The organism is Rhodococcus sp. 15-2388-1-1a (assembly GCF_002259145.1).
Taxonomy (GTDB): Bacteria; Actinomycetota; Actinomycetes; order Mycobacteriales; family Mycobacteriaceae; genus Rhodococcoides.
In genome coordinates this window covers 1-23,749 of the sequence record NZ_NPFP01000027.1, presented here as the reverse complement: position 1 = coordinate 23,749, position 23,749 = coordinate 1, and the positions used below count along the sequence as shown (strand labels likewise).

Here is a 23,749-nt window from a genome sequence, read left to right as displayed (position 1 = left end):
CGAGCAGCTGCCACGCCGGTCCTCAGCAGTCCAAGGCCTTGCTTGCAATCAGCCCCGACAGGTCGTCGATCTGCGCCAGCACCTCGAGATCGTCGCCGTCGACCAACCACCGCAGCACCAGCCCGTCGAGGGTGGCCATCCCGAAACGCGCGATCGACGCCACCGGCTCGATCCATCGCGTCCCGGTGTGGGCGGAACACTTCTCGAAGAACAACCGGGCCTCGGAGTCCCGGATTCGGTACTGCCCACTGGCGATCTCGGCGGCCGTGGCGGACCCGAGCGCGCGATGGCGCAGCAGATAGGTCTTGATCTCGTAGGCGAGCAACTGCCGATCCGGCGACTTCTCGATCAGCAACCACACCGCGCTCAGACCGCCGTGCACCAGCTCGCGCAGGCCACGAACGCCTGGGAGTTCGCGCGTGCCCACGGCACTGTCCAACGCAGCGTGCAGAATCTCGGTGACATCGACGATGAGGTGCTCCCCCATCGCGATCACCAGATCCTGCTTGGTCTCGAAGTGGTACTGCACGATGCCCTTGGTGACCTCGGCTTGTTCCGAGAGAGCACGCACGGTCAGGGACTCGATCCCGACCCGCTCGGCGACGTCGATCGCAGACTGCACCAGTTGTGCGCGTCGCACATCAGCGGGCAGCCTCGATTGCATGACCCGATACTAGGGCGCTGCCGAGGTCTGTGCCTCGTATTGACCCACGGGGAACAACCCGAGGTTTCAGGAGTGCGATAGTGATCGGATGATCGAGTGGTCGTGGCAGAACTGGGCGGGCAATCAGCATGCGTATCCGGCGCAGCGTGCCGAGCCCGCATCGACGGACGAAGTGCGCAGTGTTCTGCAGCGCGCCGTCGAGGCGTCTCGAACGGTGCGATGCGTGGGTGCCGGACACTCCTTCACCCCGATCGCCGTCACCGACGGCGTTCAGATCAGCCTGGATTCACTGCGCGGGATCGAATCGGTCGTCCGCCACGACGACGGTTCCGCCCGGGTGACGGTGCTCGCCGGCACCCGGCTGCGCGAGCTGACCGCGCGGCTGTGGGACCTCGGCCTTGCCATGACCAACCTGGGCGACATCGACGAACAATCGGTTGCCGGTGCCATCTCCACGGGTACTCACGGAACCGGAGCCCGCTTCGGCGGCATCGCCACGCAGGTGTGCGCGGTGGAGCTGATGACCGCAGACGGCCGGCTCGTTCGGTGCTCTCGCGACGAGAACACGGATCTGTTCGACGCGGCCCGCGTCGGGCTCGGTGCGCTCGGCGTCATCACCCGGGTCACGCTCGACTGCGTTCCGGCCTTCGCCTTACGGGCCGTCGAGGAGCCGTCGACGCTACGGGCAACGCTCTCCGAGCTCGATGCGACCGTCGCAGGCGTCGACCACTTCGAGTTCTACTGGTTTCCGCACACCGACCGGGTGCTGACCAAACACAACACCCGCCTGCCCGGCGACGCTGCGCTGCGCCCGCTGGGGAAGGTCCGTTCGTACCTCGACGACGAACTACTGTCCAACACGGTCTTCGAGGGCCTCAACCGCATGGTGACGCGTATGCCGGCCTTGATCCCCCGCCTCAACGCGGTCTCGGCCCGGGCCCTGTCGGCCCGCGAGTACACCGACCGCTCGTACCGGGTGTTCGCGTCGTCGCGGACCGTCAAGTTCGTCGAGATGGAATATGCCGTTCCTGCAGCCGAGATCGGCTGGGTGCTGCGCGAGGTGGATCGCTGGCTCGAGCAGTCTTCGATCTCCATCGCGTTTCCCGTCGAAGTACGATTCGCCGCCGCCGACGACATCTGGCTCTCCACGGCCTATGGGCGCCCGACGGCCTACATCGCCGTGCACCAGTACCACCGACGAGATCACCGCGAATACTTCGACGCCGTCGAAGCCATCTGCCGCAGCGTCGGCGGCCGGCCGCACTGGGGCAAACTGCATTCCCTCGGCGGCGATGAGCTCCGCGATACCTACGAACACTTCGACGACTTCCTGCGTGTTCGGGATTCGATGGACCCGAAACGATTGTTCGGCAGCGACTACCTCGAGCGTCTGCTGTCGTGAGTGATCATTCGTTGCCGGATACGAGCTACCACTCCCGGGGAGACGAGATGCTGGGTGACGTCGAAGTATCGCGCGGGTATCAGCAGAACGCGCAGTACTGGGAGCACATCGTCAGAGAACGGCTCGACAAATTTCAGACCGAGGTCACCGACGTCGCCTTGCTGGACCTGATCGGCGACTGCAGCGGCGCGCAGGTAGTGGACGCAGGTTGTGGCGAGGGGTACTTCACTCGTGAACTCATCGGACGCGGGGCTGCGCACGTGCACGGTGTGGACACCTGCGCCGAGTTGATCGTTGCAGCCCGCGCGCATCCCGAGAACGGGGGTCGCCACGCGGACTATCATCACGCCGACGTGGCCGACCTACCGCTGCGTGACGCGAGTGTCGACATCGTGGTGGCGAACCGTCTCCCGCACGGCATAGCCGACCCGGCCGGACGGTTCCGTGAGTTCCGCCGAGTCCTCCGGCCCACCGGGCGGCTGATCGTGCTGTCCATGCATCCCTGCTTCTACGCCGCCCGCGCCGATCGAGAAGGGATCGGCTTCGCGTCCACGATCGACGACTACTTCGGTGTCAGAACGGTCCAACAGCGGTTCAGCGTCGCAGGTCTGACCTCCCCCGTCGAGTCCTTCCAGCAGTTCTACTCGTTGGAAGAACACATCGGGATGATCACCGCGGCAGGGTTCGCGATGACGAGCCTGCGAGAGCCTCGGCCGTCCACCGAGCAGCGACGAACCGACGAATTCTGGGCAACCAATTTCACCCGCCCACTGTTCATGCTGCTCGAATGCACCACAGTGAGTGCCGACTGAACATCGCCCAACTCGACGGGCTCGTCTCTACCCGGCCTGTCCACGACCAACTTTCTTGCACTCGCTTACATTGGAACGAGTGAGCACAGGAAAACGCGCGCTGTCCGGCATCATCGCCGCCGGAGTTGTCCTCGGTGTCGGTGAATTGATCGCCGTCCCCATCGGACCCAACTCGTCACCGCTGACCGCCGTCGGGTCCTCGGCCGTCGACCACAGTCCGGCCCCGGTCCGTGAATGGGCCATCGACACGTTCGGCACCTCCGACAAGCTCGCCCTGTTCATCGGCATGGCCGTGGTGATCGGCGCCATCGCCGCAGCGGCAGGCATCGCCCGCAAACCGATCGGTGCCGTGGTGTTCGCAGTTCTGGGCGTTGTGGGCGTACTCGCGGCAATGACCCGACCCGACGCGACGGCCTTGTCCGCAGTCCCGACCATCGGCGGCGTCATCGTCGGCATCGTCGTGCTGCACGCCCTCATCGGTGCCGCCACCCCGGCGACCGAAGGAATGACCCGACGCAGCTTCCTGACTCTCGCCGCCGGTGCTGCGGTGCTCGGCGTCGTCGCCGGAACAGCCGGACGGATGCTGACCTCGGCCCGAGCTGTCACCGCGGATCGACTCGGTTTCATGCTGCCCACGCCGACGCCGCAACCCCCGATTCCGGAGGGGGCGGACCTGAAGATCGACGGCCTCGCGTCGTACATCACCCCGAACGACGACTTCTACCGCATCGACACCGCGTTGGTCGTTCCGCGCCTGGCGTCGGATACGTGGTCGTTGCGCATCCACGGCATGGTGGACCGCGAGATCGAGCTGACATTCGCCGACCTCGCCGAGCGCCAGGCAGTGGAGAAGACGGTCACCCTGACCTGCGTGTCCAATATCGTCGGCGGCGATCTCGTGGGCAATGCGACGTGGATCGGCTACCCGCTCAAGGACATTCTCGAAGAAGCGGGCATCTCGCCCGACGCCGACATGGCGCTGTCGTCGAGCAGCGATGCCTTCACCGCCGGCACGCCCCTCGAGGTTCTGCTCGACGGCCGCGACGCCTTACTGGCTGTGGGGATGAACGGTGCGCCGCTGCCCGTCGAGCACGGCTACCCGGCGCGACTCGTCGTCCCCGGTCTGTACGGATACGTCTCGGCGACCAAGTGGGTCACCGACATCGAGATCACCCGCTTCGACAAGGCGACCGCCTATTGGACCGACCGTGGTTGGGGCGCACTCGGACCGATCAAGACGGCCTCGCGGATCGACACTCCGCGATCGGGCAGCTCGGTGCCGGCCGGAAAGTTGGTGATCGCGGGCGTCGCCTGGGATCAGCACACCGGCATCGACGGCGTCGAAGTACAAGTGGACGAGGGCAATTGGGTGCCGGCCACGCTCTCGGAGGAATACTCCAAGGACACCTGGCGGCAATGGACCGTCGAACTCGACCTGCCTGCGGGCCAGCATTCCATCCGCGCCCGCGCCACCAACTCCGCCGGAGAACTGCAGACCAACAAGACCGCCGACACCGTCCCCGACGGAGCGACCGGCTACCCGAGAATTTCGGTGACGGCGACTTGATTCAGGCGAAGCTCGCGCGGATCGAGTTCTCGGACAACTGCTTTCGCTCGGCCGCGGTGAGGCCCATTCCCGCTTCGAGGGCAGAGAAGTTGTCGTCGACGTAGCCGCCGAAGTAGGCGGGATCGTCGGAGTTGATCGACACCGACAGGCCGCGCTCGAGCATCTGCCGCAACGGTAGCTGCTCGACGTTGTCGATCACCTTGAGCCGGACGTTGGACAGCGGACAGACGGTGAGCGGAATCTGCTCCTCCACAAGCCGGTTCACCAGTGCCTCGTCTTCGAGGCACCGCACCCCGTGATCGATGCGCTCGACCTTCAGCAGATCCAGTGCCTGCCAGATGTAGTCGGGTGGGCCTTCCTCACCGGCATGGGCGACGACATGCAAGCCCTCGGCACGGGCCTTGGCGAACACGTCGACGAACAGCGACGGCGGATAGCCCACCTCGGCGGAATCGAGACCGAGCCCGATGATCGGGGCCTGCATCGCCAACAGATCCTCCAGCAGTTGATTGGCGTGCAGCACCGGCTTGTCGCGCAGGATCGACGCGATCAACCCACTGGTGACGCCGAATTCGCGCGCGCTGGATGCGCAGGCGTCGGCCAATCCCTCGACGACGGCCGCGAGCGGGACACCACGCTCGGTGTGCGCCTGCGGGTCGAAGAAGATCTCCGCGTGCGTCACCCCGGCCTGCGCGGTGCGGCGGAAGTACGCGCGGGCCAGGTCGGCGAAATCCTCGGCGGTCTGCAACACGGCCATGTTCGCGTAGTACAGATCGAGGAACGACTGCAGGTCGCTGAACTCGTATTTCGCCTGCAGTTCTTCGATATCGTTGTACGGCAGCGTGATTGCGTTGCGCTGGGCAAGATCGAAGATCAGCGGAGGTTCGAGCGACCCTTCGATGTGCAGGTGCAGTTCGGCCAGCTGATCATTACTCACTCATACGATTCTACTTGCCCGTGTACGTCGCCTTACCCGGGCCGACCTCGAGGAAGCTCTTCACTGCGCCGCGCAGATCCTCGGTCTCGAAGAGTGCCCCGGAGACCTCCGAGGTGATCTCGTCCGCGTGGGCCACACCACCGGAACGCCACGCTGCCACAATCTGTTTGGTTGCCGCGTGCGCGACGGTGGGGCCGTCGGCCAATCGATGCGTCAGCGCGAGCGCGGCGGCATCGACGTCGTCGTGGATCTGATTGACCACGCCCCACTCCTTCAGCGTCTGGGCGTCGTACAGATCACCGGTCATGACGAGCTCGCGAGCCCGACCCGAACCGGCCCGCTCGGCCAGACGCTGCGGCCCACCCATCGACGGCGTCAGACCGACGACGGTCTCGACCAGACCGAATTTCGCCTTCGGTCCGGCCAGGATGATGTCGCAGGCCAACGAGATCTCGAACGCCGCGGTGAGCGTCAACCCGTGCGCGGCGTAGATCACCGGGCAGGGCAACGCCTCGAGCGGATGAGCAATCTGTGCGAACAGACCACGCCACAGATCGGCGCCCTGCGCGGCGGACAGGCCCTCGAAGACATGAACGTCGACGCCTGCCGAATTGACCTTGCCCTCGGCGCGCAGCAATACCGCACGCGGAGGTCGCGCGACGAGATCGGCAACGTTCGCGGCCACCGCGTCGAACATGGCCTGATCGAACAGATTGAGCGGACCGTGGTCGAAGGTGAGGACGGCGACCTCCGCGCCGGCCGCGGTGGTCGATCGAACGAGCGAAGTGGGTGCGTCAGCCATGGTTCGCATAGTGCCACACCCGTCCGAGGACCTTGTTACCACCGAGTATTGTGCGCAGGAAAGTGAACGTTACCGAGAGGAACACCTAGATGAAGCGCAGTCTGTTCGAGTCCGACCATGAGGACTTCCGCGCATCGGTTCGAGAATTCGTCACCCGAACCATCACGCCGGTCGAGGAGAAGCTCGTCGAACAGCGATACATCGACCGCGAGATCTGGCTCGAAGCCGGACGCAACGGCTTCCTGGGCCTCGAGGTACCGGAGGAATACGGCGGCAGTGGAGCCGAGGACTACCGGTTCAACGCCGTCCTCGCCGAGGAACTCGCCCGCTCGAGTGCCGCGGTGGCGTCGTGCTTCGGTATTCACGTCGACATCGTGGCTCCGTATCTGGTCAAGCTCACCACCGAGGAGCAGAAGAAGCGCTGGCTGCCCGGCTTCTGCAGCGGTGAGATCCTCACCGCGATCGCGATGACCGAACCCTCCGGTGGCTCCGATCTGGCCGCGCTGAAGACCACCGCCGTCAAGGACGGCGACGACTTCATCATCAACGGCTCCAAGACCTTCATCACCAACGGCAACTCCGCCGATCTCGTCATCGTCGCCACCCGCACGACGCCGGAGAAGAAGGCCAAGGGCATCACGCTTTTCGCCGTCGAGAACGGCACCGAAGGATTCTCCCGCGGCCGCAAGCTCGACAAGGTCGGCCAGCCCGAATCCGATACGGCCGAGCTGTTCTTCGAGAACGTGCGTGTTCCGAGCTCGAACATGATCGGCGAATTCGACGGCGGCTTCATCCACATGATGCAGCTACTCCCCCAGGAACGCATCAGCTGCTCGGTGGCCAACCTCGGACACGTCCGCCCCATTCTCGAGGAGACACTGCAGTACGCCAAGGACCGCAAGGCATTCGGCCAGCAGATCGGTTCACTGCAGTGGAACAAGTTCCTGCTCGCCGAGCTCGTCACCAAACTCGATGTGGCACAGGCATACATCGACAACTGCATCGCCGCGCACGGAATCGGCGAGCTGACGGCCATCGATGCAGCCAAGGCCAAGTGGTGGAGCTCGCAGGTGCAGAACGAAATCCTCGACCACTGCGTACAGCTGCACGGCGGCTACGGATTCATGAACGAGTACCGCGCCGCTCGGGCGTGGAAAGACGCTCGCGTGACCAAGATCTGGGCCGGATCGAACGAGATCATGAAGGAACTGATCGGACGCGATCTGGGCCTGTAGTGCGCTTCGTGTAGGAGTGGAGCCTGCGGAACGACCGGATGAGCAGTGGTGCGGTCAGGTGCCTTGGAAGGCGCACAGGAGCGGAGCCTGCGGAGCGACCAGAGATCGGAGCCGCACCACTGCCGCAGGCACTTACTCGAACGCAGGCCGGGTGTAGAAGCAGACCGCGATCATGCCGACGACCAACACTGCGGCGGGCAGGATCAACGACTGCGCCATCGCGGCGGTGAAGCCGTCCCGCAGCATCTCGGGCACTCGGCCGGCGAATTCGTTTGCCCCCGAAGCCGATCCACCGGTAGGTAGTTCGGCGGCCAAGCGCGATTGGATGAGCGCGCCGATGCCCGCACTACCGAGCACGGAGCCGATCATGCGGGTGGTGTTGTAGATACCCGAACCTGCGCCCGCCTGACTCATCGGCAGGTTACGAGTTGCGGTGGCCGCCAACGGAGACCAGATCAACGCGTTCGCCACGCCCATCGCCGCGATGGGCAGAAGCAGCTTCCAGATCGCGGTGGTGGGCGTCATCTCGTACGCGAACCACAGCAGCGAGGCCGCCAGGATGAACAATCCGGAACCAGCGATGTAGCGGGGATGCGTCTTGTCGACGAGCTTGCCGACATTGGGGGCGAGAATGCCGGTCAGCAGCGCCATCGGGACGAACAACAGTGCCGAACGGGTAGGGGTGAGCCCGGTGACGCTCTGCGCGTAGAACATGATCGGCAGCATCATGCCGGACATCGCGAAACCCATTGCGGCGATACCGATATTGGAGAGCGAGAAATTGCGATCACGGAAGAGCGCCAACGGGACCAGCGGTTCGCTCTTGTTCACCGCCTGCCAGTAGACGAACCCGGCGAAGACGAGCAGGCCGGTGCCGATGAGGATCCAGATGCCCGTTCCCCAGTCGTACTTCTGTCCCTCCTGGATACCGAACACGATGCAGAACAGTCCGATGGCGCTCAACGCCACGCCGAGCAGATCGAACTTGTGATCGTGGGTGGGCAGCACGGGAACGAACCTCAGCGCCAACACGATTGCGAGAACACCGACCGGCAGATTGATGAAGAAGATCCACTCCCAGCCGAGCGAGTCGACCAGGACGCCGCCGAGGATCGGGCCGACGAGTGTCGCCACGCCTGCAACGGCGCCCCACGCGCCCATGGCCGTTCCGCGCTTCTCGGCGGGGAACACCCGGGTGATCACGGCCATCGTCTGCGGGGTGATCATCGCAGCACCGAGACCCTGGACCGCACGCGCGGCGATGAGCATCTCGATGGACCCGGAGAGGCCACACCAGGCGGACGCGAGTGTGAACAGAACGAGGCCGGCGATGTAGAGATTTCGGGGACCGAACTTGTCACCGAGACGCCCGGTGACGAGCAGCGGCACCGCGTAGGCCAGCAGATACGCGCTGGTCACCCAGATGACGTTGTTGATGTCGGTGTTCAGGCCCGTGAGGATCGCCGGCTGCGCGACGGCCACGATGGTGGTGTCGACCAGAATCATGAAGAAGCCCAAGCACAGCGCCCACAGGGCGGGCCAGGGCTTGATCTCTCGTTGTGGCGGAGCGGTCTCGACGACGTTCATGTGCTCTCCTGGTTTCGATCCGTCAGGGTCGTGTGGTGTGTGGATATCTCGTGCGGCCACGCCAGCTCGCCACTGTCGACCCGAGCGATGTAACTCGTCAACCAGTTCACTTCGGCTGACAACATGTGGTACGTGTAATCGATTCCAGCCCAGTAGATTTCGGATATGTTGCGGTCGGCCGCCAACCGCTGATAGCCGGACAGTTCCTCGATCTCCACCTCGAGGTCCTCGATGCGTGCGCGGAGCAACGCGATCGCCTCGGACGCCGCCAGGTTGTGCATCTCGGACAGGCCGAGGGTGAACTGCGGATATTCACGCACCGGGGTGCGGAGAATCTCGGCGAGGCGATCGACGAGAACTCGTCGGCCTGCGGGCGTGATCTCGTACGTGGTGCGTTCGGGTCGGTTGCCGCCGCGGTCGGTGCCGACCTCGGCGACCAGCGCCTGCCCATGGAGGCGAGCAACGGCGTGGTAGAGCGATCCGGGTCGAACCTTGACGATCCGATCCTCTTTGCGCTCCAACAGAAGTTGATACATCTCGTAGGGATGCATCGGACTCTCGGACAACAGGGCGAGAACCGAGACGCCCAGCGGGTTCACTGCCTCGCCTCGCATCGCACCTCAGATCTGAATGTCCCGGCTGAATTATTCCAGTTGGAATATAGACCGACAGATCTGGGATTGGCAACCCGGACAATGCTCTGAACTGGGGTTATCCGGACATACAGACGAAAAAGGACACCGACAACAGTCGATATCCCGTTCGAACAGACGAAGGCCGGATACTCGGAATTTCTTCCGTGTATCCGGCCCTGTCACCGAGTTTCTGGTGGAGATTACTTCGAGAAGGTCACTCCACCAGGAGAAATCGGGTTACGAAGCTTGAATCAGATGGCGCGGACGCCGGTAGCCTGGGGGCCCTTCTGACCCTGGCCCACCTCGAACTCCACGCGCTGGCCCTCGTCGAGCGACTTGAAGCCGCTACCCTGAATCTCCGAGTAATGAACGAAAACGTCCGGTCCGCCACCATCCTGCTCGATGAAGCCGAAGCCCTTTTCGCCGTTGAACCACTTCACACTGCCCTGCGTCATTCTGTAAACCTTCTGTAAGCGAGCTAGATCTTCACGTCGAAGCTCTAATCTCAAATGCGAGTCTGCCATCTATCGGCGCTGAGCGAAACACCGGGGGCAAAAAAGTTCGAAAGATTGCTTTGGGACGGTGAAACCGAAACGTCGCCCAGCGTCTCTGTGGCTAGGGTTTCAGACGTGGATCTCCCTCTTCTCGATGCCGGCCCGTTCGATCGCCACCGACTCGACATCGTCCGGTTGGCCTGGTGTCGACGACTGCAGATGGACGATCGTGCCCTCGACACGGATGCGGACCGCGTCGAACATGTCGGTGCCGCCGAGGACATCACCGTCCTGCGACTGGCCGAGACCACCCTGATCGCCGGTCCGTCCTGGGCCGTGGACGCCTCGCGGGCGATCGCCGGCCACGCCGGTATCGACCGCACCTGGATCTCGTCGCTGCTGGGCGACCGCTCGGATCGCTACGAGATCGGCACCCACACGCTCGCCTACGGGTCGGACATCGGCCACACCATCGACGTCCACGACCCGCTGATCTCCCACGACGCGGAGCACGCCCGCAACCTCGCCGCGCACTGCAGTGACGCCGACGTCGCCGAAGCATTCGGCGAACCGGTCTCGCGGAACTGGTTCACTCTGCTCGGCGATGACCGACCGGCCGACTCGGCGCACTCCCTTGCCTCGGCCGGCTACTCGGAGGAGCAGCTGATACTGGCCGACATGCGGGTCCTGACGGACCCGGACCATCGCCGACGGGGCCACGCCCAGGTGGTCGGCAGGCTGGCAACCAACGACGCCATCGACGACGGCCTGATTCCGCAGTGGCGATCGCGACCGGAGAACGCCGTTGCTCGACGCCTCGCCGCGCGGCTGGGTTACGTCGAGATCGGCGCGTGTCACACCGCAGTGCTTCGCGCTGATCGAGGTTGAGTCGGCTCCGAACTGGGTAGCGTCGACAGAACAGTTCGATGCGAGGAGTGAACAGCATGGCCGACGATGCCGCCTACGTGAAGCCGGGTAAAGAATTCACGCGCGACACCAATTACATTCCGACTCGAATCACCGCGGACGGCCGGGACGGCTACCCGGTCGAGCCCGGTCGATATCGACTGATCGCCGCACGCGCATGCCCGTGGGCGCATCGGTCCATCATCGTTCGTCGACTGCTCGGGCTCGAAGATGTGCTGTCCCTCGGCATTCCGGGACCCACGCACGACCCGCGCAGCTGGAACTTCCAGGAGGAGCCGGGCGGCGTCGACTCCGTTCTGCAGATCCAGAGGTTGCAGGACGCGTACTTCGCCCGCTTCCCGGACTACGAGCGCGGCATCACCGTCCCTGCCATCGTCGACGTCCCCACCGGTGAGGTCGTCACCAACGACTACCCACAGATCACCCTCGACCTGTCGACCGAGTGGACGCAGTACCACCGCGACGGAGCCCCGGATCTGTACCCCGAGGCGCTGCGCGGCGAGATCGACGAGGTTGCCGATCTCGTGTTCCGAGACGTCAACAACGGCGTCTATCGCTGCGGATTCGCCGGCTCCCAGGAGGCGTACGACAAGGCCTACGACCGACTGTTCGCCCGCCTCGATTGGCTAGTCGAACGCTTGTCGACACAGCGCTACCTGGTCGGTGATTACATCACCGAGGCCGACGTGCGACTGTTCACCACGCTCGTGCGCTTCGATCCCGTCTATCACGGCCATTTCAAATGCAACCGGAGCAAGCTCAGCGAGATGCCAGTGCTGTGGAACTACGCACGCGACCTGTTCCAGACTCCCGGATTCGGCGACACCGTCGACTTCGACCACATCAAGCGGCACTACTACGAGGTGCACACCGACATCAATCCGTCGGGCATCGTGCCCAAGGGCCCGGACCTGACCGGTTGGCTCGAACCCCACGGTCGCGAATCCCTGGGAGGATCACCCTTCGGCGACGGCACCGCTCCCCCACCGCCGAAGCCCGACGAGCTCGTTCCGCCCGATCACTGGGTGCGCTGACCCTGCGGATCGACCGGCCACCACACTCGCAACCGAAAGAGAGATCGATGGCAGGCAAGAAGGACGACGCACAGGTCGAGATCGGGGGCGGAGGCAAGCTCGAACGCGCGCTGGTCAACATTCTCGACAACGCCAGCCGCCTGCAGGGACCCGCCGTCGACAAGTACGTCGCGCACGTGCGTCGAGCACACCCGTACGACACCCCGGCACAGATCATCGAACGCCTCGAGAAGCGGTTCCTGCTGGCGGTCACCGGCAGCGGCTCGGCGGTGGGCGGTGCCGCGGCGATCCCCGGCGTCGGGACCGCCGCCTCGCTCGCCGCGGTGGGTGCCGAAACCGCGTTCTTCATCGAGTCCTCGGCGCTGCTGACACTCTCGGTCGCGTCCGTGCACGGCATTCCCGTCGAGAACCACCAGCAACGGCGCGCTCTGGTGCTGTCGGTCGCGCTCGGAGAATCGGGCATGCAGATCGTGCAACGAACAGTCGGCAAGACGGCCAAGAACTGGGGCCCGCTGATCACCTCCCGTATCCCGGGCGGCTCGATGGCGACGATGAACAAGTCGCTGGTGAAGAAGTTCATCACCAAGTACCTCGCCAAGCGCAGCGCGCTGTTGGTCGGCAAGATGCTGCCCGCCGGAATCGGTGCGGCGATCGGTGGCGCAGGCAACCGCGCGGTCGGCAAGGGTGTCATCAAGAACGCCCGCGACGCGTTCGGTCCACCACCGGCCCGGTTCCCGGAGAATCGCATCATCGAGCCGGACGAATGAGCGCTCACGGAATCTTCACGAGTCGGACGCGTTGACACGAGCATGACTTCCACACCTGAACTCGGCACGTACGGCGTCTGGCGACTGCACTCGGCATTCACTCCCGAACTGTCCCGGGCGATCGAGTCCTTCGGCTACGGAACGATCTGGCTCGGCGGCTCGCCGCCTGCGGATCTGACCACCACCGAGGAGATACTCGACGCCACCGAGACCGTCGTCGTCGCAACCGGCATCGTCAACATCTGGTCGGACGCAGCGGCCGACGTCGCGGCGTCGTATCACCGGTTGGAGAGCAAGCACCCGGGCCGTTTCGTCCTCGGCATCGGCGCAGGCCACCCGGAGGCGACGCAGGAATACACCAAGCCGTACGACGCTCTGGTGGCGTACCTCGACGCTCTCGACGAGGCCGGGGTCCCGGTGGAACGACGCGTCCTGGCGGCTCTCGGCCCGAAGGTGCTCGCGCTGGCGGCCGACCGCACTGCAGGTGCGCATCCTTACCTGACGACTCCCGAGCACACCCGCGAAGCGCGAGAAGCACTGGGCCCGAACAAGATTCTGGCACCCGAGCACAAGGTGGTCCTCGAGTCGGATCCGGAGAAGGCCCGCTCGATCGGCCGGCCACCGGTCAACAACCCGTACCTGCATCTGCGCAACTACACCAACAACCTGAACCGACTCGGCTACTCCGACGAGGAGATCGGCGACGGCGGCAGCGACCGACTGATCGACGCGTTGGTTGCGCACGGCACGGCCGACGCGATCGCAGCACGATTGTACGAGCACCTCGACGCTGGTGCATCGCACGTGACACTGCACTCTCTACCCGACATGGCCGATCCACTCGAGACCTACCGAGAGATCGCCGCCGCGCTGCATCGCTGACGCGGAGGGCTCGTGTGCGAGTGGTCGGCCCGGATGTCGGTCACACCCCGTAGCCTCGTGTACCGGTTGCCGCGCGCAGCCGGTACACGAGGTGTTTCACGGTGAGGGGGAGTGCGCACGGATGACCAGCTACTCGGGAGCAGCGCTCGAAGCGCACGCACTGACCAAGCAGTTCGGTACCGTTCGCGCGGTCTCGGACCTGAGCTTCGCGGTTCCACGCGGAACCGTCACCGGATTCCTCGGCCCCAACGGATCGGGTAAATCGACGACACTGCGCATGCTCCTCGGGCTCGTTGCACCCACCTCCGGCGTCGGCCTCGTCAACGGCGTTCCGTTCCGCACGGCAACCCATCCGGCTCGCACGGTGGGAGCCGTCCTCGACTCGCTGAGCCTGCACCCCAAGCGCAGCGCTGCACATCACCTGAAGATCTACACCGCCGCGATCGGCGTACCCGACAGTCGCGCACACGACGTGCTGCACCTGGTGGGCCTCGGCGACGCCGCCGACCGCGCCGCGGGCGGCTACTCCCTCGGCATGCGTCAACGCCTCACGTTGGCAACCGCGCTGCTGGGGGATCCGGAAATCCTCGTGCTCGACGAACCCGCGAACGGTCTCGACCCCGAGGGCATCGCCTGGCTGCGCGACTTCCTGAAGGCATTCGCCGCGTCGGGACGCACCGTGCTGGTGTCGAGTCACATCCTGCGCGAGATCGAGCAGACCGTCGACAATCTGGTGATCGTCAGCGCCGGTGCACTCGTCTACCAGGGATCCATCGCGCAACTGCGATCGACGCGTCCGAGCCGTGTACTCGTGGCCGCATCGGACCCCGCGGCATTGGCATTGGCGTTGGCATCGAATGGATTCAACGACAGCCAACTGCTGCCCGACGGACGCATCGGCGTCGCCGGTACCGACGCGGCAACGATCGCTCGCATCGCTGCCGACGCCCAGGTGACGATTTTCGGGACCACCGGTGAACACGTCGACCTCGAGCAGGTGTTCCTGTCGATGACCGCGGGTCAGTACAACGCTGCACCCGTTCAGCAGAATCCGTACGGCGGGCCGCCGCATGGTTACGGCCCGCCGCCGGGTCACCACCAGGGCTACGGCCCGCCGCCCGGTTACGGTGCGCCGCAGAACTGGAACGGGGGTCCGCGATGAACGCGTTGCTGACGTCGGAGATCCGCAAGGTCACGACACTGAAATTCTGGTGGGCGCTGGCGATCGCACCGCTCGTCGTCGGAATCTTCGCTTCCGTCATCACGTCGGTGATCGCGAACCAGTTGGGCGAGTTCGAGGAAGACCTGGATATCTCGGGCGGGGTCGCCTCGATCGGCCTGTACGTCGCCGCCGGTGCCGCAATTCTGTTCGCAGGCATCTTCGGTGCCGTCAACACCGGAACCGAATTCCGCCACCAGACCATCACCACCAGCTTCCTCACCGCTCGCGGCCGAGACGGAGTGATCGCCGCCAAACTCATCGTCACTGCGCTGTTCGGCCTCGGATACGGGCTGGTGGTGCTGCTGGCCAGCCTGATCTGCCTGCTGATCTTCAACGAGCGGACCGTGCTGCTCGACGGCGCGTTCATCGGCGTGGTGGCGTCGTGCCTCCTCGCCGTCGTGCTGTGGTCGCTGATCGGCGCCGGCCTCGGTCTGCTGCTCAAATCCCCGACGTGGGCTGCGGTCGTGCTCGTTGCCTGGCTGCCGTTCGGCGAGGGTCTGCTCTCGTTGATCCTGTTCGGAGTCGGGCTCGGATCGGTCGCGGTGGCGCTTCCGTCGAACCTGACTCTGCCGACGATGGCAGCGACTCAACTCGACGGCGCAGGCGACCTGGCGTCGTGGCCGTGGGCACCGCTCGGACTCGCGCTGTGGGCGGCGATCCTCGTCGGCGTCGGCTGGTTCCTGGCTCGAACCCGCGACATCGGCTGAGGTCTGCGGCAGGAGTGGAGCCTGCGGAACGACCCGGACGGGCGGGAGTGGAGCCTGCGGAACGACCCGGGTATCCGGTCCCTGCGGTCGTAGGCGGACCGTGTCGGTACTCGGGTCTACCGTGGTGAATCGATGGCACACAGTGATGCGGTGAAAGACCGTGCAGCGGCACCCCGACGCAGCTCGTCGACACTCGGTAGCGAAGAACCCGCGTCGAGTACCAGGCGTGGATGGATCAGACGTCTGATCGCGCAGTGCATGCTGCATCGCCGCACCGCACTGGGAGCCCTGGGCGTGACGATGATCGCGGCCGTCATCGACATTTCGTTCCCGCTGCTGACCCGAGTGGCGATCGACGACGCGACCGCAGGCAACGGCGAGAAGATCGCCACCGTTGCAGCCGCCATCGCTCTGTTGGGTCTGGTGCGGTTCGCGTGCCAATTCGGCCGACGTATGCTCGCCGGCCGGCTCTCGATCGACGTCCAGCACGATCTACGCCTCGACCTGCTCGCGTCACTGCAGCGGCTCGACGGGCGCAAGCAGGACGAAATCCGTACCGGTCAGGTCGTCTCGAGATCCATCACCGACCTTCAACTGGTGCAGGGGCTGCTGGCCATGGTGCCGTTGTCGGCGGGTGCCGTCCTGCAGTTCGTGCTGGCGCTGGTGGTCATGGCGTATCTGTCGCCGCTGCTCACGGTCGTCGCGGTCCTCATCGTTCCTGCGGTCGGCATCGTGGTCTACCGAATGCGGCCCACTCTCTTCGCGGCGACCTGGTCGGCTCAACAACGCGCTGCCGATCTAGCTCAGCACGTCGAGGAAACAGTCACCGGCGTCCGAGTGGTGAAGGGCTTCGGACAGGAAGCACGCGCGGTGGATCGCATCGAGACACTGGGGCGCACGCTGTTCGCCGAGCGGATGCGATCGGCCAGGATCAACTCGCGGTTCGCACCGTCGATGGCCACCATTCCTCAACTCGGGCTCGTCGGAGTCATCGCCCTCGGCGGCTATCTCGCCCTGCAGGGCCACATCACGATCGGCACGTTCCTGGCCTTCGCCACCTACGTCGCGACCCTGTCGGCCGTGACCCGCACCGTCTCGTCGGTGGTGATCATGGCTCAGCTCTCCCGTGCGGCCGTCGAGCGCGTCTACGAGGTGGTCGACACCGAGCCGTCCGACCCGGAACCGGCCGAACCCGTCGCGTTGCCCGACGGCCCGCTCGGGGTCCGTATCTCCGAGGTGACCTTCGGATTCGAGCCCGAACGCGACGTGCTCACCGGCCTGGACCTGACCATCTCGCCCGGCGAGACGGTGGCCGTCGTCGGCAACGCGGGCTCGGGAAAGACCGCACTCGCGTTGCTGCTCCCCCGCTTCTACCGCCCCTCTCGGGGACAGATTGCGCTGACGTCCGACGGAACGTCGATCGATATCGACGACCTCGACTCGACGTCACTACGCGAGGCGATCTCGCTGGTGTTCGACGAGCCGTTCCTCTTCTCCGACACCATCGCCGCCAACATCGCGCTCGGCAGGCCCGACGCGACGGCGGAGGACATCGAGCGTGCGGCACGGCTGGCGCAGGCATCCAACTTCATCGACGCGCTGCCCGAGGGATACGACAGCCTCGTCGGTGAACGCGGACTCACCCTGTCCGGAGGTCAGCGCCAACGCATCGCACTGGCCCGCGCTCTTCTCGTCGAGCCGCGAATTCTGATCCTGGACGACGCCACCTCCGCCGTGGACGCCGAGACCGAGGCCGCCATCTTCGACGCGTTGCGCGGCGTCCGCACGCGCGCGACTCTCGTTCTCGCTCATCGCCGCTCGACCCTCACCCTGGCCGACCGCGTCGCCGTGCTCGACAACGGCCGCATCATCGACACCGGAACGGTCGACGAACTGGATCAGCGTTGTCCATTGTTCCGGGCGCTCCTGGCCGGCGGCGACGGCGAACTCGACGACGCCCCCGGCGCGGAGCCGATCGTGGACCCGTCCGCCGACACCCTCTGGCCCGATTCGCTGCCGGAGGCGACGGTCGCCCCCGGCGCAACCGCGACACCCGCGCCCGGAGGTGGAGGTGGTCACGGAACTGCGATGGCCGGGGCATTCGGCTCACTCGCACCCACGCCGGCCATCTCCCGGGCAGTCGCGGCCCTGCCTCCCGCTACCGAGGACCCGGGCACATCGGGATCCGACCTGCGTCGACCCGACCCTGGATTTCGGCTGTCCAGACTGCTGAGCCCGGTGCGCTCGTTGCTCGCAGCGGTTGTGGTGCTCCTCGCGCTGGACTCACTGGCCTCGATCGCCTTCCCTTCGCTCGTTCGCTATGCGGTGGACAGCGGAGTGGCGAGCGGAGACTCGAACACGCTGTGGATCGCCACGTCGATCGGCGTCGTGTTGGCTGCGGCGAGTTGGTTCGTCGTCTGTTGGACGACGGTCATCACTGCGCGGGCAGGCGAGCGAGTCCTCTTCGGTCTTCGTGTGCGTAGCTACGCGCACATTCAGCGGCTCGGCCTCGACTACTACGAGCGTGAGCTCTCGGGTCGCATCATGACCCGAATGACCACCGACGTCGATGCACTGTCGTCGTTCATTCAGACCGGGGCGTCGACCGCTGTGGTGAGCGTGTTGACCGTCGTCGGTATAGCGGCCGCCCTGCTCGTCACGGACCCCACTCTGGGCCTGGTGGCGTTGGCGGTCGTACCGCCCCTCGCCGTGGCCACCGTGATATTCCGGCGCATCTCCTCGGCGGCGTACTCGACGTCGCGTGAGCGCATCTCGATCGTCAACGCCGACTTCCAGGAGAACGTCACGGGACTGCGCGCCGCACAGGCGTACCGGCGCGAGGAGTACGCCGCAACCCGGTTCGCCGAACGCTCCGACCGCTACCGGGCGAGCCGAATGCGATCGCAGACCGCGATCTCGGTGTTCTTCCCTCTCATCACGTTGCTCTCCGACGTCGCCCTCGCCGTCGTCGTGTTCGTCGGCGCACATCAGATCGCCACCGGCACCACCACCGCGGGCACCCTCGTCGCGTTCGTGCTCTATCTCGGTCTGCTCTTCGGACCGATCCAGCAGCTCTCGCAGGTGTTCGACGGTTACCAGCAGGCACGTGTCGGTGTCGGCCGCATCGGGGATCTGCTGCGCACCACCAGCTCCATCGAAACTGCCACCGCCGCGCACGCCACCGCCCTCCCTGGCGGACGTCTCCGCGCCGACATCGATCTCGTCGACGTCGGTTTCCGCTACGCCGGAGCCCAAAGCGACGCGCTGAGTGAGGTAAATCTCACGATTCCCGCCGGCACCACCGTCGCGCTGGTCGGACGCACCGGCGCGGGCAAATCCACCGTGGTGAAACTGCTGGCCCGCTTCTACGATCCGACCTCCGGATCGGTGCGCGTCGGCGGCCACGATCTACGTGACTATCGCCTCTCGGACTACCGCCACCGACTCGGCGTCGTACCGCAGGAAGCGCACCTCTTCACCGGAACCGTCGCGTCGAACATCGCCTACGGCAGGCCCGACGCCACCCGCGCCGACATCGAGGACGCTGCCCGCTCGGTGGGTGCTCTGAGCACCATCGCTGCACTTCGCGGCGGTATGCACCAACCCGTCGGCGAGCGCGGGCAAGGGCTGTCCGCGGGTCAACGGCAGCTGATCGCACTGGCCAGGGCCGAGTTGGTCGACCCCGACCTTCTCCTGCTCGACGAGGCCACCGCCACGCTCGATCCGGCGACCGAACGCACCGTGCTGGCAGCCAGCAGTGCCGTCGCCCGGACCCGAACCGCAGTGGTCGTCGCGCACCGCTTGGCGACCGCCGCACGAGCAGACCTGATCGTGGTGGTCGACGGCGGCCGTATCGTGGAAGTAGGTCGACATTCGGAGCTCCGCACGCGGGGCGGCTTCTACGCGCAACTGTGGACTGCAGCCGAAACGAACCGAGGGAATAATTCGATAGTCCAAGGAGTCATCGACAACGAGGCCGATGGTTACCGGTGAGTACATATCACAGCTACGTCCCGGACGCACGTGAGCTGGACCAACGGTCTAGCCTGGACACGTACGCGCGCTGAACGGGAACGAAGACAGAAACGAGGCGAACTACTGCCGTGAGCAGCAGCTCTACTACCCAATTCGGACAAAATCAATGGCTGGTCGACGAGATGTACCAGCGATTCAAGCAGGACCCTTCATCCGTCGACGCGAGCTGGCACGAGTTTCTGACCGGTTACGACCCCGATGCCGTGACCGACGAGACCGCCGGATCCAACGGTGCGGCCGGCAACGGCGCAGCCTCGAACGGTAGCTCCACCAAGTCCGCGCCTCCCGCAGCTCCCGCGCCACCAGCCAAGCCGGCCGCCTCTGCTCCCGACAAGACCGACGCGCCGAAGGCCGCAGCACCCAAGGCCGCCGCTCCCAAGGCCGAGGCCTCGAAGCCCGCCGCTGCCGCCAAGCCTGCCGAGAAGAAGGCAGCGCCTGCGAAGTCCGCTCCCGCAAAGCCCGCCGCAGCCGAGTTCGGTGAAGAGTCGAGCAAGATTTTGCGCGGCGCTGCCGCAGCGGTGGCGAAGAACATGTCCGCCTCGTTGCAGATTCCGACCGCGACCAGCGTGCGTGCAATCCCGGCCAAGCTCATGGTCGACAACCGCCTCGTGATCAACAACCATCTCGCTCGCACCCGCGGCGGCAAGATCTCGTTCACGCACCTGCTCGGCTACGCCATCGTGCAGGCCGTCAAGGCGTTCCCGAACATGAACCGCCACTTCGCCGAGGTCGACGGCAAGCCGAACGCCGTCACTCCGGCAGCGATCAACCTCGGTCTCGCGATCGACCTGCCCGGCAAGGACGGCAACCGTTCCCTCGTCGTCGCGGCCATCAAGAACACGCAGGACTTCACGTTCACGCAGTTCTACAACGCGTACGAGGACATCGTCCGTCGTGCTCGCGACGGCAAGCTCACCGGTGAGGACTTCCAGGGCGTCACCATCTCGCTGACCAACCCCGGTGGAATCGGAACCGTGCACTCGGTGCCGCGTCTGATGAACGGCCAGGGAGCCATCATCGGTGCAGGTGCCATGGAGTACCCGGCAGAGTTCCAGGGAGCCAGTGACGAGCGACTCGCCGAGTTCGGCGTCGGCAAGCTCATGACGCTGACCTCGACGTACGACCACCGCATCATTCAGGGTGCAGAGTCGGGCGACTTCCTCAAGACGATCCACAACCTGCTGATCAGCGACGAGTTCTACGACGAGCTGTTCCACTCGCTCAAGATCCCCTACGAGCCCATTCGCTGGCGCAAGGATCTGCCCGAGGGCACGGTCGACAAGAACACCCGCGTGCTCGAACTCATCGCGGCGTACCGCAACCGCGGTCATCTGATGGCCGACACCGATCCGTTGCAGTTCACCAAGGACAAGTTCCGGATGCACCCGGACCTCGACGTGATCAGCCACGACCTCACGCTGTGGGATCTCGACCGCGAGTTCAAGGTCGGCGGATTCCACGGCAAGGACAAGATGAAGCTGCGGGACGTGCTCAGCGTTCTGCGCGACTCGTACTGCCGCCACGTGGGCGTCGAGTACACCCACATCCTCGAGACCGAGCAGGTCACCTGGTTGCAGGAGCGCGTCGAGGCCAAGCACGTCAAACCGACTGTGGCGCAACAGAAGTACATCCTGAGCAAGCTCAACGCAGCCGAGGCGTTCGAGACGTTCCTGCAGACCAAGTACGTCGGGCAGAAGCGCTTCTCGCTCGAAGGTGCCGAGTCGGTCATCCCGATGATGGACTCCGTCATCGACCAGAGCGCCGAGTACGCCCTCGACGAGGTCGTCATCGGTATGCCGCACCGCGGCCGACTGAACGTGCTCGCCAACATCGTCGGCAAGCCCTACTCGAAGATCTTCACCGAGTTCGAGGGCAACATGAACCCGGCCGCCGCACACGGCTCCGGCGACGTGAAGTACCACCTCGGTGCCGAGGGCACGTACATCCAGATGTTCGGTGACAACGACATCAAGGTCTCGCTCACCGCGAACCCGTCGCACCTCGAAGCCGTCGACCCGGTTCTCGAAGGCCTCGTCCGCGCCAAGCAGGACCTGCTGGACAAGGGCACCGGCCAGGGCGGCTACTCCGTCCTGCCGCTGATGCTGCACGGAGACGCTGCATTCGCAGGCCAGGGCGTCGTCGCCGAGACGCTGAACCTGTCCGATCTGCGGGGCTACCGCACCGGCGGCACCGTGCACATCGTCGTCAACAACCAGGTCGGCTTCACCACGTCACCGGAGTTCTCGCGTTCGTCCGAGTACTGCACCGATGTGGCGAAGATGATCGCCGCGCCGATCTTCCACGTCAACGGCGACGACCCCGAGGCCTGCGCCTGGGTGGCTCAGCTGGCGGTGGACTTCCGTCAGAAGTTCCACAAGGACGTCGTCATCGACATGATCTGCTACCGCCGTCGCGGCCACAACGAGGGCGACGACCCCTCGATGACGCAGCCGGCGATGTACGACGTCATCGACACCAAGCGCAGCGTCCGCAAGAGCTACACCGAATCGCTCATCGGCCGTGGAGACATCTCGCTCAAGGAAGCCGAGGACGCACTCCGCGACTACCAGGGCCAGCTCGAACGCGTCTTCAACGAGGTACGCGAACTCGAGAAGTACACCCCGGAGCCCAGCGAATCGGTCGAACTCGACCAGCAGTTGCCTGCCAAGCTCACCACGGCCGTCGACAAGGCCGTGCTGCACCGCATCGGCGATGCGCACCTCGACGTTCCGGACGGATTCAACGTGCACCCGCGCGTCAAGCCGGTGCTCGAGAAGCGTCGCGAGATGGCGCACGAGGGCAAGGTCGACTGGGCCTTCGGCGAACTGTTGGCGCTCGGATCGTTGGTCGACGAGGGACGCAACATCCGTTTCTCCGGCCAGGACACCCGCCGCGGCACGTTCACCCAGCGTCACTCGGTGATCATCGACCGCAAGACCGGCGCCGAGTACACGCCGCTGCAGAACATCGGCAGCGACAACCCCGGCAAGTTCATGGTCTACGACTCCGCGCTCAGCGAGTTCGCAGCCGTCGGCTTCGAGTACGGCTACTCGGTGGGCAACCCGGACGCACTGGTGATGTGGGAAGCGCAGTTCGGCGACTTCGTCAACGGCGCGCAGTCCATCATCGACGAGTTCATCTCGTCCGGTGAAGCCAAGTGGGGCCAGCTCTCCGACGTCGTGCTGCTCCTGCCGCACGGCCACGAAGGCCAGGGTCCCGACCACACGTCCGGACGCATCGAACGCTTCCTGACACTGTGCGCCGAGGGCTCGATGACCGTCGCACTCCCCTCGACCCCCGCGAACTACTTCCACCTGCTGCGCAGGCACGCGCGTGACGGCATCCGTCGCCCGCTGATCGTCTTCACCCCGAAGTCGATGCTGCGCAACAAGGCAGCAGTGAGCAACATCGAGGACTTCACCGACGGCAAGTTCCACTCGGTGTTCGACGAGCCCACCTACGACACCGGCACCGGTGACCGCAGCGCGGTCAAGCGAGTGCTGATGGTCAGCGGCAAGCTCTACTACGAACTGCTCGCTCGCAAGCAGAAGGACAACCGCGACGACGTCGCGATCGTTCGCGTGGAGCAGCTCTACCCCGTGCCGGTCCGCCGCATCCGGGAAGCACTCGAAAGCTACCCGAACGCAACGGAATTCCGCTGGGTCCAGGAAGAGCCCGCGAACCAGGGTGCCTGGCCGTTCTTCGGTCTCGCACTGCCCGAGCTCATGCCCGAGAAGCTGGTCGGCATCAAGCGCATCTCGCGTCGCGCAATGTCCGCCCCGTCGTCGGGCTCGAGCAAGGTACACGCAGTCGAGCAACTCGAAATCATCGACGAGGCCTTCAACGCAGTCGGCGAAGGCTAGAAACACTCGATAACAACAGCGGCCCACTTCTTCGGAAGTGGGCCGCTGTTGTCGTTGCTGGGCTCCCCGTTCCGCGTCAATGGACCATTGCATACGTCTGAGCTGTGCAACGGTCCATTCACGCAGAGTCAGCGGCTGCGTGAATGGACCCCTGCATACGTCTTAGGAGTGCAAGGG

The 23,749-nt window shown here is 65.2% G+C and carries 18 protein-coding genes; 12 read left to right on the top strand and 6 right to left on the bottom strand.

All coding sequences use genetic code 11. From position 1 onward, the window contains the following. Positions 1 to 22: 22 nt before the first annotated feature. Positions 23 to 664: a TetR/AcrR family transcriptional regulator gene (locus CH302_RS16580; protein ID WP_037190327.1), complete on the bottom strand. Its 642-nt coding sequence runs from the start codon at positions 662 to 664 to the stop codon at positions 23 to 25. Between the two features lie 88 nt (positions 665 to 752). On the opposite strand from CH302_RS16580, the gene CH302_RS16575 reads away from it, so the two are divergent. The 3 genes from CH302_RS16575 (at position 753) to CH302_RS16565 (ending at position 4,445) form a co-directional block, all read left to right on the top strand. Continuing rightward, positions 753 to 2,066 (top strand): D-arabinono-1,4-lactone oxidase, encoded by a 1,314-nt coding sequence (locus CH302_RS16575; RefSeq protein WP_037190329.1) that lies wholly within the window; start codon positions 753 to 755, stop codon positions 2,064 to 2,066. Then, positions 2,063 to 2,878: a class I SAM-dependent methyltransferase gene (locus CH302_RS16570; protein ID WP_094649985.1), complete on the top strand. Its 816-nt coding sequence runs from the start codon at positions 2,063 to 2,065 to the stop codon at positions 2,876 to 2,878. The genes CH302_RS16575 and CH302_RS16570 overlap by 4 nt, the downstream gene beginning before the upstream one ends. 79 nt (positions 2,879 to 2,957) lie before the next feature. Further along, complete coding sequence (locus CH302_RS16565; protein ID WP_037190330.1) at positions 2,958 to 4,445, top strand: molybdopterin-dependent oxidoreductase; 1,488 nt, start codon at positions 2,958 to 2,960, stop codon at positions 4,443 to 4,445. 1 nt (position 4,446) lies between these two features. Here the strand turns inward: CH302_RS16565 and CH302_RS16560 are convergent, their stop codons facing one another. Next, entirely contained in the window at positions 4,447 to 5,382 is a 936-nt protein-coding gene (locus CH302_RS16560) for an adenosine deaminase (RefSeq protein ID WP_037190331.1), read from the bottom strand. 10 nt (positions 5,383 to 5,392) lie between these two features. Beyond that, positions 5,393 to 6,184 (bottom strand): enoyl-CoA hydratase/isomerase family protein, encoded by a 792-nt coding sequence (locus CH302_RS16555; RefSeq protein WP_037190358.1) that lies wholly within the window; start codon positions 6,182 to 6,184, stop codon positions 5,393 to 5,395. An 89-nt stretch (positions 6,185 to 6,273) separates the two neighbouring features. Between CH302_RS16555 and CH302_RS16550 the strand changes: the two genes are divergently transcribed. Then, positions 6,274 to 7,419 carry an acyl-CoA dehydrogenase family protein gene (locus CH302_RS16550; protein ID WP_037190332.1) on the top strand — a complete coding sequence of 382 codons (1,146 nt, stop codon included), beginning with the start codon at positions 6,274 to 6,276 and terminating at the stop codon, positions 7,417 to 7,419. 132 nt (positions 7,420 to 7,551) lie between these two features. On the opposite strand, the gene CH302_RS16545 is transcribed toward CH302_RS16550, so the two are convergent. From CH302_RS16545 to CH302_RS16535, 3 genes are all read right to left on the bottom strand, one after another. Further along, positions 7,552 to 9,006 (bottom strand): DHA2 family efflux MFS transporter permease subunit, encoded by a 1,455-nt coding sequence (locus CH302_RS16545; RefSeq protein WP_037190333.1) that lies wholly within the window; start codon positions 9,004 to 9,006, stop codon positions 7,552 to 7,554. Then, a complete protein-coding gene (locus CH302_RS16540; protein WP_037190334.1) occupies positions 9,003 to 9,620 on the bottom strand; it encodes a PadR family transcriptional regulator in 618 nt (205 codons plus the stop codon). The genes CH302_RS16545 and CH302_RS16540 overlap by 4 nt, the downstream gene beginning before the upstream one ends. A gap of 272 nt (positions 9,621 to 9,892) precedes the next feature. Continuing rightward, positions 9,893 to 10,096 (bottom strand): cold-shock protein, encoded by a 204-nt coding sequence (locus tag CH302_RS16535; RefSeq protein ID WP_008714360.1) that lies wholly within the window; start codon positions 10,094 to 10,096, stop codon positions 9,893 to 9,895. Between the two features lie 174 nt (positions 10,097 to 10,270). Between CH302_RS16535 and CH302_RS16530 the strand changes: the two genes are divergently transcribed. The 8 genes from CH302_RS16530 to CH302_RS16495 all read left to right on the top strand — a co-directional run bounded on the left by CH302_RS16530 (position 10,271) and on the right by CH302_RS16495 (position 23,572). Continuing rightward, complete coding sequence (locus CH302_RS16530; RefSeq protein ID WP_037190336.1) at positions 10,271 to 11,023, top strand: GNAT family N-acetyltransferase; 753 nt, start codon at positions 10,271 to 10,273, stop codon at positions 11,021 to 11,023. Between the two features lie 56 nt (positions 11,024 to 11,079). Continuing rightward, positions 11,080 to 12,096 carry a glutathione S-transferase family protein gene (locus CH302_RS16525; RefSeq protein ID WP_094649984.1) on the top strand — a complete coding sequence of 339 codons (1,017 nt, stop codon included), beginning with the start codon at positions 11,080 to 11,082 and terminating at the stop codon, positions 12,094 to 12,096. Between the two features lie 47 nt (positions 12,097 to 12,143). Continuing rightward, entirely contained in the window at positions 12,144 to 12,863 is a 720-nt protein-coding gene (locus tag CH302_RS16520; protein ID WP_037190338.1) for a hypothetical protein, read from the top strand. A gap of 42 nt (positions 12,864 to 12,905) precedes the next feature. Beyond that, the gene (locus CH302_RS16515; protein WP_037190339.1) at positions 12,906 to 13,745 is read left to right on the top strand and encodes an LLM class F420-dependent oxidoreductase; all 840 of its coding nucleotides are present in this window, start codon (positions 12,906 to 12,908) and stop codon (positions 13,743 to 13,745) included. A 121-nt stretch (positions 13,746 to 13,866) separates the two neighbouring features. After that, complete coding sequence (locus tag CH302_RS16510; protein WP_037190340.1) at positions 13,867 to 14,907, top strand: ABC transporter ATP-binding protein; 1,041 nt, start codon at positions 13,867 to 13,869, stop codon at positions 14,905 to 14,907. Further along, entirely contained in the window at positions 14,904 to 15,674 is a 771-nt protein-coding gene (locus CH302_RS16505) for an ABC transporter permease (RefSeq protein ID WP_037190341.1), read from the top strand. The genes CH302_RS16510 and CH302_RS16505 overlap by 4 nt, the downstream gene beginning before the upstream one ends. Positions 15,675 to 15,806: 132 nt before the next feature. Beyond that, positions 15,807 to 19,667: an ABC transporter ATP-binding protein gene (locus tag CH302_RS16500; RefSeq protein ID WP_371828440.1), complete on the top strand. Its 3,861-nt coding sequence runs from the start codon at positions 15,807 to 15,809 to the stop codon at positions 19,665 to 19,667. 110 nt (positions 19,668 to 19,777) lie between these two features. After that, the gene (locus CH302_RS16495) at positions 19,778 to 23,572 is read left to right on the top strand and encodes a multifunctional oxoglutarate decarboxylase/oxoglutarate dehydrogenase thiamine pyrophosphate-binding subunit/dihydrolipoyllysine-residue succinyltransferase subunit (protein ID WP_082323634.1); all 3,795 of its coding nucleotides are present in this window, start codon (positions 19,778 to 19,780) and stop codon (positions 23,570 to 23,572) included. Positions 23,573 to 23,749 lie beyond the last annotated feature (177 nt).

Coding starts and splice junctions, on each gene's coding strand:
- CH302_RS16580 (WP_037190327.1), bottom strand. CDS start 664: ATGCAATCGAGGCTGCCCGCTGATGTGCGACGCGCACAACTGGTGCAG.
- CH302_RS16575 (WP_037190329.1), top strand. CDS start 753: ATGATCGAGTGGTCGTGGCAGAACTGGGCGGGCAATCAGCATGCGTAT.
- CH302_RS16555 (WP_037190358.1), bottom strand. CDS start 6,184: ATGGCTGACGCACCCACTTCGCTCGTTCGATCGACCACCGCGGCCGGC.
- CH302_RS16550 (WP_037190332.1), top strand. CDS start 6,274: ATGAAGCGCAGTCTGTTCGAGTCCGACCATGAGGACTTCCGCGCATCG.
- CH302_RS16545 (WP_037190333.1), bottom strand. CDS start 9,006: ATGAACGTCGTCGAGACCGCTCCGCCACAACGAGAGATCAAGCCCTGG.
- CH302_RS16540 (WP_037190334.1), bottom strand. CDS start 9,620: ATGCGAGGCGAGGCAGTGAACCCGCTGGGCGTCTCGGTTCTCGCCCTG.
- CH302_RS16535 (WP_008714360.1), bottom strand. CDS start 10,096: ATGACGCAGGGCAGTGTGAAGTGGTTCAACGGCGAAAAGGGCTTCGGC.
- CH302_RS16525 (WP_094649984.1), top strand. CDS start 11,080: ATGGCCGACGATGCCGCCTACGTGAAGCCGGGTAAAGAATTCACGCGC.
- CH302_RS16520 (WP_037190338.1), top strand. CDS start 12,144: ATGGCAGGCAAGAAGGACGACGCACAGGTCGAGATCGGGGGCGGAGGC.
- CH302_RS16515 (WP_037190339.1), top strand. CDS start 12,906: ATGACTTCCACACCTGAACTCGGCACGTACGGCGTCTGGCGACTGCAC.
- CH302_RS16510 (WP_037190340.1), top strand. CDS start 13,867: ATGACCAGCTACTCGGGAGCAGCGCTCGAAGCGCACGCACTGACCAAG.
- CH302_RS16505 (WP_037190341.1), top strand. CDS start 14,904: ATGAACGCGTTGCTGACGTCGGAGATCCGCAAGGTCACGACACTGAAA.
- CH302_RS16500 (WP_371828440.1), top strand. CDS start 15,807: ATGGCACACAGTGATGCGGTGAAAGACCGTGCAGCGGCACCCCGACGC.